Raw genomic sequence first — 12,229 nt, forward strand, 5'->3', positions numbered from 1 at the left:
GTTCAGCGCATCATGTAACGGGCGAAGAGTTTCACGAACCTCCCGCCGGGGCGTCCGAACGGAATGAGACTGCGGCGCGGCTCCTCGAAGACACCCTTTGCATGGCTCATCGCCTCGAACCCGGCGCGGCCGTGGTAGGCACCAATGCCGCTTGCGCCTACCCCGCCGAACGGAAGGCTTTCGACTGCGTAATGGGTCATAACTCCGTTCAGGGTTACATTGCCGCTGAGAGTGTCGCGCAACACGCGGCCCTTCAGATCGCGGTTGGCTGTATAGAGATAAAGCGCCAGCGGGCGCGGACCGGAGCCGATCCGGGCAATCGCCTCTTCCATCGTCGCATAGGTCACGACCGGCAAAAGCGGGCCGAAGATCTCTTCGCGCGTCAACCGCATCTGAGGCCGGAGGCCAATGATAATCGTAGGGGTGACGTTACCCTCCTCGCCTGTTTCGATCACTACGGCACCCCCGATCCGGGCCTCCTCCTGAAGCGATGCAAGCCGTTCGGCATGTCTTGCGCTGATGATCCCGGCCGGACCGCCCCGCCGCCCCGCGATTTTCGCCGCGCGGGCCATTTCTGGTTTCAATCGGGCGATGAAATCCTTGGTGTCGTCCTCATGCACCAGCACGTAGTCCGGCGCGATACAGGTCTGTCCGGCATTCGCCACCTTGCCGAAGGCGATGTCGCGCGCGGCCTTGGCGAAATCCGCGTCACGGGCCAGCAGAACCGGCGACTTGCCGCCAAGTTCGAGCGTCACCGGCACGAGGTTTTCCGCCGCCGCTCTCATCACCTTGCGTCCGACTTCGGTTGATCCGGTGAAGAACAGGTGATCGAAAGGCAGTCCTGCGAAGACCGTGCCAGTTTCCACCCCGCCTTCGACCACAGCGACCTGCGTGGCTTCGAATGTGTCTGCGAGCAGATCAGCCAGCAGGCGCGATGACGCGGGAGCCAGCTCCGAAGGCTTCAGCATCGCCCGGTTTCCTGCCGCAAGGGCCGTCGCCAAGGGCAGCAGCGACAGACCGAACGGATAGTTCCATGGCGCCATGATGCCGACGACCCCCAACGGCTGACGGTGGATATGCGCCCGTCCGGGCCAGAGCGTGTGGGGCACCGGCACCCTTTCGGGCCGCATCCAGGCGCCAAGGTGACGGTGCATGTGGTTGATGCCCTGCACGACGGGACCGATGTCGAGTATCAGCGTATCCTCTGCGGGCCGGCGTCCGAAATCCTCGCGTGCGACGGCTACAAAGTCGTTTCTATGGGCCCGGATTGCCGCTTTAAGCCGGGCGAGGTCGGTCCGGCGGGACGCCAAGTCAGGCACAACCTCGGAGGCAGCCGCTTCGCGTTGCGCGGCCAGAACCGCAGCCAGCCTTCGGGTTTCGCCAGTAACCGTATCGCTGTCCATGATCACTCCCTCGGCCCGATCCGGGCCAGAGCAAGGAACGCGGTGCAGCCCGGAGTCAACCGGTCGGGCGCAAAGACGTTGCGGCAGACCTCAGCGAAGGCGCGCTGCGGCCAGTATGGGGCCGGGCCCGTCTTCCTGAATGATGACAACGACCGGTTCCGCGCCCGACGCGGACAACTCCAGCGAAAGCTCGCTTTTGCCATCCCATTCTGCGACCCGCATCCAGTCGGTGACGATATTGCTGTATGTCAACGTGCGTCCGGCATTCTCTCCGCGGCCGATCTCGACCCGCCGCTCGGGAAGATACCGCACGACCTGAACCACCGCCTTGCGCGAGAAGGGTGCGGCGGTCTGCGCCCGCACCCTCAGCCGGTCGCCACTGCGGCCAAGCGCAAGAGATACCGTTCCTTTCCGGGCAGCATGACGACGGATCGTCTGGTCAAGCTCTGCCGGACGGCTGCCGACGAGGTGATCCATACCCGCGACGATAATCTGCGGCGTATAGACGGTGCGCGCACCTGCATGTGCCGCATAGGCGCGCTGGCGATCGGAATACTGCCGCTTCGCGAAAATGTCCTTCCAGCCGATATAATCCCAATAGTCGACATGCAGACCAAGGGCGATGACATCGTCCCGCGCGGCGAACCCGCTAAGGATCTTGTCGGCCGGCGGACAGGACGAGCATCCTTGCGATGTATAAAGCTCCACAACTACCGGGTTGTGACCCGCCGACTGGCCGAGGACGCCCCCCGCGAGACCAAGCCAAAGGCCCGCGGCGGCGCTGATGATCCTGCGCATGTTCTCTGTTCCGTATCCCCTGGTCCCCACATTGGTAGTCAAACCGATCGCAATTGGCCAATCAAGGTTTTGCGAGACTCTGTGACAGGGTGATGTACCCCTTGCCATTAATTGTGCACAATTGTATACAATACATCGTATTTCTCTTGATCGCCCACTTCCCATACGGCACAAGGCAGGCGGAGAGAGACCGAGAACAGCCCACCGATTAGGGAGATCCCGATGCCCATCGTCACCGGCAAGGACACCGCGAAGACGCGCAAGACACTTACCGCAGGCGGCAAGACCGTCAGCTATTATTCGATCCCGGCGGCTGAGGCGGCCGGACTGGGTGAGTTTTCCAAGCTCCCGGCGGCACTGAAGGTCGTCCTGGAGAACATGTTGCGCTTCGAGGATGGCGGCCGCACCGTGTCGGTCGACGATATCAAGGCGTTCTCCGACTGGGGCAAGAGTGGCGGCAAGAACCCGCGCGAAATCGCCTATCGCCCGGCGCGCGTGCTGATGCAAGATTTTACCGGCGTCCCGGCCGTCGTTGACCTGGCCGCGATGCGCGACGGGATCAAGGCGCTGGGTGGCGACGCGCAGAAGATCAACCCGCTGAACCCCGTCGACCTCGTCATCGACCATTCGGTGATGATCGACGAGTTCGGCAATCCCCGCGCCTTCCAGATGAACGTGGACCGCGAATATGAGCGGAACATGGAGCGTTACGTCTTCCTCAAATGGGGTCAGAACGCTTTCCAGAACTTCCGCGTCGTGCCGCCCGGGACCGGCATCTGCCATCAGGTGAACCTCGAATACCTCGCCCAGACGGTCTGGACCGACACCGACCAGAATGGCGAGACGGTCGCCTACCCCGACACGCTCGTCGGCACCGACAGCCACACCACCATGGTCAACGGCCTTGCCGTCCTTGGCTGGGGCGTCGGCGGGATCGAGGCCGAGGCCGCGATGCTCGGCCAGCCGGTCTCGATGCTGATCCCCGAGGTTGTGGGCTTCAAACTGACCGGCGAGATGGTCGAGGGCACCACCGCGACCGACCTCGTGCTCAAGGTCGTCGAGACGCTCAGAAAGCACGGCGTCGTCGGCAAGTTCGTGGAATTCTACGGGCCAGGTCTGGACCATCTGCCGCTGGCCGATCGCGCGACCATCGCCAACATGGCGCCGGAATATGGCGCGACCTGTGGCTTCTTCCCCATCGACAGCGAAACCTTGCGCTATCTCGAACAGACCGGCCGGGATGAGGACCGCATCGCGCTCGTCGAAGCCTATGCCAAGGAAAACGGCTTCTGGCGCGGCGCGGATTACGATCCGGTCTACACCTCGACGCTGGAACTCGACATGGCGACCATCGTCCCGGCGATCTCGGGCCCGAAACGTCCGCAGGATTTCGTAGCCCTCACCGCCGCGAAATCAGCCTTCGCCAAAGAGATGGACGCGACCTTCAAGCGCCCGCAGGGCAAGGAAGTGGCGGTTAAGGGCGAGGCTTACACGATGTCGTCGGGCAAGGTCGTGATCGCCTCGATCACCTCCTGCACCAACACATCGAACCCCTATGTGATGATCGGCGCCGGTCTTGTCGCCCGCAAGGCGCGCGAACTGGGGCTGAACCGCAAGCCGTGGGTCAAAACCTCGCTCGCCCCCGGTTCTCAGGTCGTTTCCGAATACCTTGAGGCCGCAGGGCTTCAAGAAGACCTCGATGCTGTCGGCTTCAACCTTGTCGGTTATGGCTGCACCACCTGCATCGGTAATTCCGGCCCCCTTCAGCCGGAAATCTCGGCAGCAATCGCCGAAGGCGATCTGGTCGCGACCGCCGTCCTTTCGGGCAACCGCAACTTCGAAGGCCGTATCAGCCCGGACGTGCGCGCGAATTACCTCGCCTCGCCGCCGCTGGTGGTCGCCTATGCGCTGGCGGGCGACATGAATATCGACCTGACGACAGAGCCGTTGGGCACGTCGAAAGACGGCAAGCCAGTGTACCTGAAAGACATCTGGCCCTCGAACAAGGAAATCGCCGATCTGGTGAACAAGACCGTGACGCGCGAGGCATTCCTCAAGAAATACGCGGATGTCTTCAAGGGCGACGCGAAGTGGCAAGACGTGAAAGTGACCGAGTCGGAAACCTATGACTGGCCGCCCACCTCCACCTATATCCAGAACCCGCCCTATTTCCGGGGCATGGGCAAGGAAAAGGGCAAGATCACCGATCTGAAGGACGCCCGCATCCTCGCGCTTCTGGGTGACATGATCACCACCGACCACATCAGCCCGGCCGGGTCGTTCAAGCCCACAACGCCCGCGGGTCAGTACCTGACCGAACGGCAGGTGGCGCCCCGTGAATTCAACTCCTATGGCTCGCGGCGCGGCAACCACGAGGTGATGATGCGCGGCACCTTTGCCAATATCCGCATCAAAAACGAGATGCTGGACGGCGTGGAGGGCGGCTACACGCTCGGGCCCGACGGACAACAGACCTCGATCTACGACGCCTCGATGGCCTACCAGGAGGCGGGTACGCCGCTGATCGTCATCGGTGGCATTGAATACGGCGCGGGCTCGTCGCGCGACTGGGCAGCCAAGGGCACCAACCTTCTGGGCGTCAAGGCGGTCATCGCGGAATCGTTCGAGCGTATCCACCGCTCGAACCTCGTCGGCATGGGCGTCATCCCGTTCGAGTTCACCGCCGGCGACAATCGAAAGACGCTGGGCCTGAAGGGCGACGAGATCATCTCGATCCACGGACTTGAGGGCGACCTGAAACCGCTGGCCGAAGTGCCCTGCACCATCCGCTACGCCGACGGGACCGAGAAGACGATCCAGATCAAGTGCCGGATCGATACCGAGGTCGAGATCGAGTATGTCGAAAATGGCGGCGTACTGCACTACGTGCTCAGGAACCTCGCCCGCGCCTGACCGGTTGATAACCACGACAAAGGGCAGCCGTCAGGCTGCCTTTTTTTCGTTTCCTCCCCAAAGCCCTCTGAATGCATGGAAAGGCCACCGTTCGGCCGCGCGCGCGTCGCGCAGTCAATCGGGGCAATCAGCCCGCGGTTGATGCCGTTTTTGCCAAACGCCCAGCAATTCACCCAGGCGACACGGAAGTTGCCGCCACTTCTCAGTGGCTTCATAACTAGAAGATTTACTGGTATTTTAAGCCTGCGTTCACGCGCCATTCATATAACATCAATGTGATTCTGTGTCGTGAATTAGTTAATTGGTCGTGTTCAAGAAATGATCCGGTAAGAATACGCAACTTGTTTTCACTCCAACATTGTTTCACAATATGAAACCGTTTAATATCAATAACTTACAAAGATATCTCCACTTCGGAATATTTTTACCCGACTAAACTTTGTATCAAAACTGCATGAGAGCGATTGTAACCAGACTTCCATTTGTTCCGAGTATGCCGTGGTTCGAAACCGCCGGTCTGCTCTTGTTGATCGCCGTAACACGCGCAGGGTGACGGCCGGCCGCCGCGGAGAGCAGCTACTCCGCGGCGGCCCATTTTTATTTATCGGTGCATTTAGTGCATTAGCGGGTCATCCGGGCCTGAACATTTACGCAGCACTCGGCCAACACGGTCCACCCGAAGTGAACCTCAGTTCCCGCCCTTAGCCTCATCGATGGCGGGGTAGATATCGGACGTCAGGAAACGTTCGGTGATGGGACCCGCGAACCGCAGGATCACCTTGCCCTCGCCGTCGATGACAAAGGTTTCGGGAACACCGTAAAGCCCCCAGTCGATACCCATACGGCCGTTTCCATCGGCCCCGGTTGCGGCGAAGGGGTTGCCAAGTTCGTTCAGGAACCGGAGGGCGGCCTCGGGCTTATCCTTGTAGTTCACGCCGTAAATCGTGATGCCCTCTGACTTCAAGCGCTCCAGATTGGGATGCTCAGCCCGGCAGGGCGCACACCAGCTTGCCCAGAAGTTCACCAACTTGACGTTGCCGTCCCGTAGATCTGTATCGGAAAAGACCGGCAGGTCGCCGAGTGGCGTGACGACCACCGCCGGGGCTTCGCGGCCCTTCAATGCTGAAGGCAGCGCATCGGGGTCTTCCCGGCTCATGCCCCAAACGAAGATCGCGGCAAGCCCGGCGAAGATCGCCGGAGGCAAAAGCATCAACGGTGAAACCTTAGCCATTGCGGCCCATCCTGCGTTCCTGCTCTTCCAGCCGCCTGCGCATCTTCGCGCCTTGCCGGAGGGTCATCCAGACGAGGCCGAGCAGCAGCGCGATTGTCACCCCATAGGCCCCGAGGACCGTGCCCGCGTATTTACCTAGCTCCACCATCATGCCATCCTTTCCCGCGCTTCCAGCGCCCGTAGACGGCGCGCCCGGATCTCGGTCCGGGTCCTGAGCAGGACGAGTGTCACGAAAAGCAGGACGAAACCGGCCATGGTGAGCCAGAGCGGATGTGCAAACTGGTCGGCGACATGCTCCTCCTTGTCGAGCGACAGGGACGCGCCCTGATGCAGGCCTTGGTTCCAGAAGAGCACCGCGTAGCGGCTAAGGAGTGCGAAGACCGAACCGACGAGGCAGAGGACCGAGGTGAGGTCCGCCGCCGTATCGGGGTCGTCGACCGCCTCCCAAAGCGCGATATAGCCGAGGTAGAAGAGGAACAGGATCAGGAACGAGGTCAGACGCGGGTCCCATGCCCACCATGTGCCCCACATCGGCTGGCCCCAGATCGCCCCGGTAAAGAGCGCGATCAGCGTCATGGTGATGCCGATCGGCGCCGCGGCCTTTGCGGCCAACACCGAGACATGATGGCGGCGGATCAACCAGACGAGCGAGGTCACCAACATCATCGCCCAGCAATTGATTGCCATCATCGCCGAGGGCACATGTATGAAGATGATCTTGACCGTGGACCCCTGGCGAAAATCGTCAGGCGTGAAGAAAAAGCCCCAGACGAGGCCCGTCAGCAGGGTCAGCACGGCAAGCCCCGTCACCCAGGGCAAGGCCCAGGACGAGGTCTGCATGAATTTCTTCGGGTTCGCATATTCCCAGATCGACATGGCGCCCTGACTAGCCGTTCCGGCCTTGGTCCTCAATATTCATAACATGGGTTTCCCTAGCGCAGATTGACGCGGATTGCCGCAGCCGCGGCGAAGGGCAGGATGGCGACGGTGCCGGCGGTGATGCCCGCGAGCATTAAAAGCGGCGTCGCGGTCGCCAGCCCCTCAGCCCCGCGCTTGGCGGCCTCGGCCCCGAAAATGAGCGTCGGGATATAGAGCGGCAGGACGAGGAGCGAAAGCAGCAGCCCGCCACGTTTCAGCCCGACTGTGAGCGCTGCACCGAAAGTGCCGATGACGGAAAGCGCGGGTGTTCCGAACAGCAGCGACAGCGTTAGCCAGAGGAACCCCGATTGCGGCAGGTTCAGAAGCACACCCAGCACCGGTGCAGCGAGCGTCAGCGGCAGGCCGGTCGTCAGCCAATGCGCCAACCCCTTGATCGCCACGACCCCTTCCAACGGGATCGGAGCGGTGGCCAGCAGGTCAAGCGAGCCGTCCTCGCGATCCAGCGCGAAGATACGGTCGAGCGAGAGGAGGCAGGAGAGCAGTGCGCCGACCCAGAGGATTCCGGGGGCGATCCGGGCGAGCGTGCCGCCCTCCGGGCCAACTCCGAATGGAACGAGAACGGTCACGATCAGGAAGAAGGCAAGCGAGAGGCCAAAGCCACCGCCCGCGCGCGTCGCAAGGCGCAGGTCGCGAAGAAGAAGCGCTAGCATCGGCGGGCGCTCCGCTGGCGGAGAGTCCCGGGGCGCTGCCCCGGACCCCGGAGTATTTCGGCAATGAAGAAGCAGGTCATGCGAAGGCCTCGTCAAAACCGCCGCCCTGCCCCGGCGCCGGGGTTTTGGCGCGGAAGGGCGCGAGGTCGAGGATGGTGGCCTCCTCCAGCCCGAGGTCGATATGTGTCGCCATCAGCGCGGCGCCCCCCCGCTTCAGATGCGCGCGCACCGCCTCGGCGAAAAGCGCGACCGAGGCCGCGTCGAGCGAGACGGTGGGTTCATCGAGAAGCCAGAGGCCACGACCGGTCACCAGGAGGCGGGCAAGGCCAAGGCGGCGTTTCTGCCCGGCCGAAAGGTTCTGCGCATCGCGGTCGGCGAGAGTTTCGAGATTCATCGCTTTGAGTGCCGGGGCGATGTCGCGCTGCCCGTAGATGCGTGCCCAGAACGTCAGGTTCTCGGCCACCGTCAGCGTCGCCTTCAGCCCGTCGGCATGGCCGGAATAGGCGGCCCCTTCCGGCGGCAGTTCGACCCGGCCCGAGACTGGCAGTTGCAGTCCGGCGACGGTCCTGAGCAGCGTCGTCTTGCCGATCCCGTTCGGGCCGCGCAGCACCAGCGCCTCGCCCGGCTGAAGCGTCAGCGAGACGGCGTCGAGGATCGTGATACCGCCGCGCGACACGGCAAGGTCCTGGACTGAGAGCATCATGGCAAAGGGCTAGCCGATCCTTGTCCCGAGGCAAAGCGTCTATTCCACCGGAAGAAGCGCCGCGGCGATCCGCCGCCCCTCGGAGAGAAGGACGTTGTAGGTGCGCGCCGCCGCATCCGTGGCCATCGCCTCGACCCCGATCCCGGCCTCTTCGAGCTTCTGCCGAAGCGCCGCAGGCGGGTTGGCGATTGACGTGCCAGTCCCGAGGAAGAGCACGTCGATCTGATCGGCGAGCGCGATCAGGGGCGCGGTATCCTCATACCCGCCCCAAACCAGCGCCGAGGTCGAAGTGACCAGCACCGCACCGTGCAGCACCTTGCCATCGACGCGGAAAAACCCCGGCCCGTAACCGTCGATGGGTGTCAGCCCGTCAAAGGCGATATCGGTTAATTGGATCATTTGCCCGTGGCGAACTGGGTGCCTGCCGGACCGTCATCCTTCTTGCCCCAGTCTCGCTTCACGCCCAGCATCAGGACCACATTCTTAGCCACATAGACTGAAGAGTAGGTACCCACGACGATTCCCCAAGTCATCGCAAAGACAAAGCCCCGGATCACGTCGCCACCGAAGATCAGGAGCGCGATCAGCGCCAGAAGCGTCGTGCCCGAGGTCATGACTGTACGGCTGAGGGTTTCGTTGACCGACAGATTGCAAAGGTCGCGCAAGGGCGTCTGCTTGTACTTGATCAGGTTTTCCCTGAGCCGGTCGAAGACAACCACCGTATCGTTGATCGAATAGCCGAGGATCGTCAGCAAGGCCGCGATGATCGTCAGGTCGAACTTGATCTGGAAGACCGAGAATATGCCAATCGTCAGCGCGATGTCATGGATCAGCGACACAACAGCGCCAACCGAAAACTGCCATTCGAAGCGGAGCCAAATGTAAAAGCAGATCGCGGCCACCCCGGCGAGCACCGACAGGACGGCAGTTTTGATCAGCTCGCCCGACACCTTGGGGCCAACGGATTCGACGGACGGAAACGTAATCGACGGATCAACGCCCTTCAGCGCCTCTTCGACCTTGGTGATAATTTCGGGCGTGACCGCCTCATACCCTTCCTGCGCCTGAATGCGCAGCATGGCGACATGCTGGTCGGGCCCGAATGTCGGGTCATAGACCTCTGTGATCGAAACATCGCCGAGGCCGAGCGGCGCGACGGCGGTGCGGTAGGCACCGACATCGACAGCAGAGGTCGACTCAGTGCGGATCGTCGTGCCGCCCTTGAAGTCGATGCCGAAATTCAGACCCATGATCGCGCTCAGGATGATCGAGGCGATCACCAGCGCGACCGACCCCCAGAAGGTCAGCCATTGCCAGCGAAAGAAGTCGATATTGGTGTTATCGGGGACGAGTTTGAGACGGAATGCCATGAGAATGCCCCCTTAGACCGTGATCGTCTTCGGCCGCGTGCGGTCGAACCAGAGAACGACGAAAGTCCGCGTAACAAAAATTGCGGTGAAGACCGAGGTAACAAGGCCGACGACCAGCGTGACGGCAAAGCCCTTCACCGGGCCGGAGCCAAGGGCGAAGAGGATCAGCGCGGTGATGAACGTGGTGATGTTGGCGTCGATGATCGCCGACATCGCCTTTTCATATCCAAGCTCGATTGCCCGCGCGGGCCCTTTCGCGGTCTTCAGTTCCTCGCGTATGCGTTCGAAGATCAGCACATTGGCGTCAACCGCCATGCCGACCGTCAGCACGATCCCGGCAATGCCGGGCAGCGTAAGCGTCGCGCCGATGGTCGACAGGAAGCCGAACATCATCGAAATGTTGAGGCCGAGCGCGATGGTCGCGAAGACACCGAAAAGCCCGTAGCTCGCAATCATGAAGGCCACAACCGCGACGATACCGACGATGGCGGCGACCCGGCCCGCATCTATGCTGTCCTGCCCCAGTTCCGGACCAATGGTGCGTTCCTCAAGAAAAGTCATTTCTGCGGGCAGCGCACCCGCGCGCAAGAGAACCGCGAGATTGGTGGAACTTTCCACCGAGAACGAGCCGGTGATGATCCCGGAGCCTCCCGGGATATGCTGGTTGATGCGCGGGGCGGAAATCACCTCGTTGTCCAACACGATGGCGAACAACTGGCCGACATTGGCGGCCGTGTAGTCACCGAACTTGCGCGCGCCGGTCGGATTGAACCGGAACGAAACAGCGGGCCGGCCGTTCTGGTCGAAGTCTGGCCTGGCATCGACAAGGTCCTCGCCCGTGACTACGGGCAATTCGTCCAGCGTGTAGAAGACACCGTTTTCATCGTCGTCTATCGACGGGTAGATGACCGTGCCCGGCTTGGCGATAGCATTGCCGTCCGTTCCGCGCCCCAGAACCGGGTGAAAAGTCAGTTGTGCAGTTGTGCCGATCAGTTCCTTCAGTTCGGTGGCCGAACCGATGCCCGGCACCTGAATCAGAATGCGATTATCGCCCTGCCGCTGAATCGTCGGCTCACGGGTGCCGACCTCGTCGACCCGGCGGCGGATGATCTCAAGCGATTGTTTCAGCGTCCGGTCGTCAGTCGCGGCACGTTCGGCCTCACTCAGACGGATGACGAGCTGGTTGCCGTCAACCGTGACATCGATGTCCTTCTGCCCGACCCCGGTCAGGCTGACGACGTTCGAGGCCAGGCCATCCGCAATCTCGACCGCCTTCGCCATCGCCTCAGGTTTTTCGATCTGGATGCGCAGTTCCGACGGGTCGGAGGGCGCCCGGCGGATGCCGCCAATCTCGCCGCGGGCGTCGGCCAAGGCCCGCCGCATCTCAGGCCAGAGCCCGTCCATCCGCGCCTTGTAGACATCCGCCACCTGAACCTCGGCCAGAAGATGCGCACCGCCGCGCAGGTCTAGGCCGAGATTGACGAGGCCCGACGGCAGCCAGTCCGGCCAGAGGGCACGGTCGGCGGCCTGCGCTTCGGTTTCAAAACCCGCGCGTTCGGCAGCCGTCACGGCGTCATTGTGCTTTTCGACGCGGGTATAGAACGTGTTCGGCAGCGCCGTCAGCAGCCCAAGGGCGCAAAGCCCCCAGATGACGATCCGCTTCCAGAGGGGGATGTGCAACATGTCGGGGGCCTGGGGCTTTGCTTCTTACTTCGACGCGGCCGGTTCGGTCTTGGACAGGACCGTGGCAATGGTCGCGCGCACAACGCGCACCTTCACGCCCTCGGCGATCTCGACCTCAAGCTCGCCGTCTTCCTTGACCTTGACGACCTTGCCGATGATGCCGCCCTGCGTGATCACCTGATCGCCGCGGCGCAATGCCTCGACCATCGCCTTGTGTTCCTTCATCTTCTTCTGCTGCGGACGGATCAGCAGGAAATACATGATTGCGAAGATGAGGATGAGCGGCAGGAACTGCGCGAAACCGGCAGCGCCACCGCCCCCGGCGGCCTGGGCATAGGCGGGTGTGATCAGCATGGAAAGCGTCCTCTTGCGTGATGGGGCGCTTGATCGCCCGCTTTTGTCGCCCGGGAACCTATAGTCGCGGATGGGGCTTTGCAAGGAGCCCGGACCATTCCTGTGCAACCTGATCAATTGCCGGTTCAAATAGCAAAAGAGATCGGGCATATGGGGCGTGCCGAACGGCGATACCATGCGAAGGA

12 protein-coding genes are annotated in these 12,229 nt (G+C 62.2%); 1 reads left to right on the plus strand and 11 read right to left on the minus strand.

Annotated elements, in window-relative coordinates; genetic code table 11:
• Positions 1 to 2 precede the first annotated feature (2 nt).
• Together OEZ71_RS11605 and OEZ71_RS11610 are read right to left on the minus strand one after the other, a co-directional pair.
• Complete coding sequence (locus OEZ71_RS11605; RefSeq protein WP_263740159.1) at positions 3 to 1,403, minus strand: aldehyde dehydrogenase family protein; 1,401 nt, start codon at positions 1,401 to 1,403, stop codon at positions 3 to 5.
• Positions 1,404 to 1,493: 90 nt separating this feature from the next.
• The gene (locus OEZ71_RS11610) at positions 1,494 to 2,201 is read right to left on the minus strand and encodes a DUF1223 domain-containing protein (protein WP_263740160.1); all 708 of its coding nucleotides are present in this window, start codon (positions 2,199 to 2,201) and stop codon (positions 1,494 to 1,496) included.
• 222 nt (positions 2,202 to 2,423) lie between these two features.
• Between OEZ71_RS11610 and acnA the strand changes: the two genes are divergently transcribed.
• On the plus strand, positions 2,424 to 5,114 hold the full coding sequence (gene acnA, locus OEZ71_RS11615) for an aconitate hydratase AcnA (RefSeq protein ID WP_263740161.1): 2,691 nt from the start codon (positions 2,424 to 2,426) through the stop codon (positions 5,112 to 5,114).
• A gap of 688 nt (positions 5,115 to 5,802) precedes the next feature.
• On the opposite strand, the gene OEZ71_RS11620 is transcribed toward acnA, so the two are convergent.
• The 9 genes from OEZ71_RS11620 to yajC form a co-directional block, all read right to left on the minus strand.
• The gene (locus OEZ71_RS11620; RefSeq protein ID WP_263740162.1) at positions 5,803 to 6,345 is read right to left on the minus strand and encodes a DsbE family thiol:disulfide interchange protein; all 543 of its coding nucleotides are present in this window, start codon (positions 6,343 to 6,345) and stop codon (positions 5,803 to 5,805) included.
• On the minus strand, positions 6,338 to 6,493 hold the full coding sequence (gene ccmD / locus OEZ71_RS11625) for a heme exporter protein CcmD (protein WP_412175627.1): 156 nt from the start codon (positions 6,491 to 6,493) through the stop codon (positions 6,338 to 6,340). The genes OEZ71_RS11620 and ccmD overlap by 8 nt, the downstream gene beginning before the upstream one ends.
• On the minus strand, positions 6,493 to 7,221 hold the full coding sequence (locus OEZ71_RS11630; protein ID WP_263740164.1) for a heme ABC transporter permease: 729 nt from the start codon (positions 7,219 to 7,221) through the stop codon (positions 6,493 to 6,495). The genes ccmD and OEZ71_RS11630 overlap by 1 nt, the downstream gene beginning before the upstream one ends.
• A gap of 56 nt (positions 7,222 to 7,277) precedes the next feature.
• On the minus strand, positions 7,278 to 7,934 hold the full coding sequence (gene ccmB / locus OEZ71_RS11635) for a heme exporter protein CcmB (RefSeq protein WP_263740165.1): 657 nt from the start codon (positions 7,932 to 7,934) through the stop codon (positions 7,278 to 7,280).
• A 76-nt stretch (positions 7,935 to 8,010) separates the two neighbouring features.
• Positions 8,011 to 8,637, minus strand: coding sequence for a heme ABC exporter ATP-binding protein CcmA (gene ccmA, locus OEZ71_RS11640; RefSeq protein WP_263740166.1), 627 nt, complete (start codon positions 8,635 to 8,637; stop codon positions 8,011 to 8,013).
• Positions 8,638 to 8,676: 39 nt separating this feature from the next.
• Entirely contained in the window at positions 8,677 to 9,036 is a 360-nt protein-coding gene (locus OEZ71_RS11645) for an Mth938-like domain-containing protein (protein ID WP_412175628.1), read from the minus strand.
• Positions 9,033 to 10,007 (minus strand): protein translocase subunit SecF, encoded by a 975-nt coding sequence (secF, locus tag OEZ71_RS11650; protein WP_263740167.1) that lies wholly within the window; start codon positions 10,005 to 10,007, stop codon positions 9,033 to 9,035. Before secF ends, OEZ71_RS11645 begins: the two co-directional genes overlap by 4 nt.
• 12 nt (positions 10,008 to 10,019) lie before the next feature.
• Complete coding sequence (secD, locus tag OEZ71_RS11655; protein WP_263740168.1) at positions 10,020 to 11,690, minus strand: protein translocase subunit SecD; 1,671 nt, start codon at positions 11,688 to 11,690, stop codon at positions 10,020 to 10,022.
• 24 nt (positions 11,691 to 11,714) lie between these two features.
• Entirely contained in the window at positions 11,715 to 12,044 is a 330-nt protein-coding gene (gene yajC, locus OEZ71_RS11660; RefSeq protein WP_263740169.1) for a preprotein translocase subunit YajC, read from the minus strand.
• Positions 12,045 to 12,229: the final 185 nt, after the last annotated feature.

The organism is Albidovulum litorale, assembly GCF_025751495.1.
GTDB classification, from domain to species: Bacteria; Pseudomonadota; Alphaproteobacteria; order Rhodobacterales; family Rhodobacteraceae; genus Albidovulum; species Albidovulum litorale.

What these genes read in the sequence shown, in the direction of transcription:
- secD (WP_263740168.1), bottom strand. Translation starts at nt 11,690, where the DNA reads ATGTTGCACATCCCCCTCTGGAAGCGGATCGTCATCTGGGGGCTTTGC.
- ccmD (WP_412175627.1), bottom strand. Translation starts at nt 6,493, where the DNA reads ATGGTGGAGCTAGGTAAATACGCGGGCACGGTCCTCGGGGCCTATGGG.
- yajC (WP_263740169.1), bottom strand. Translation starts at nt 12,044, where the DNA reads ATGCTGATCACACCCGCCTATGCCCAGGCCGCCGGGGGCGGTGGCGCT.
- OEZ71_RS11610 (WP_263740160.1), bottom strand. Translation starts at nt 2,201, where the DNA reads ATGCGCAGGATCATCAGCGCCGCCGCGGGCCTTTGGCTTGGTCTCGCG.
- OEZ71_RS11645 (WP_412175628.1), bottom strand. Translation starts at nt 9,036, where the DNA reads ATGATCCAATTAACCGATATCGCCTTTGACGGGCTGACACCCATCGAC.
- OEZ71_RS11605 (WP_263740159.1), bottom strand. Translation starts at nt 1,403, where the DNA reads ATGGACAGCGATACGGTTACTGGCGAAACCCGAAGGCTGGCTGCGGTT.
- ccmB (WP_263740165.1), bottom strand. Translation starts at nt 7,934, where the DNA reads ATGCTAGCGCTTCTTCTTCGCGACCTGCGCCTTGCGACGCGCGCGGGC.
- OEZ71_RS11630 (WP_263740164.1), bottom strand. Translation starts at nt 7,221, where the DNA reads ATGTCGATCTGGGAATATGCGAACCCGAAGAAATTCATGCAGACCTCG.
- secF (WP_263740167.1), bottom strand. Translation starts at nt 10,007, where the DNA reads ATGGCATTCCGTCTCAAACTCGTCCCCGATAACACCAATATCGACTTC.
- acnA (WP_263740161.1), top strand. Translation starts at nt 2,424, where the DNA reads ATGCCCATCGTCACCGGCAAGGACACCGCGAAGACGCGCAAGACACTT.
- ccmA (WP_263740166.1), bottom strand. Translation starts at nt 8,637, where the DNA reads ATGATGCTCTCAGTCCAGGACCTTGCCGTGTCGCGCGGCGGTATCACG.
- OEZ71_RS11620 (WP_263740162.1), bottom strand. Translation starts at nt 6,345, where the DNA reads ATGGCTAAGGTTTCACCGTTGATGCTTTTGCCTCCGGCGATCTTCGCC.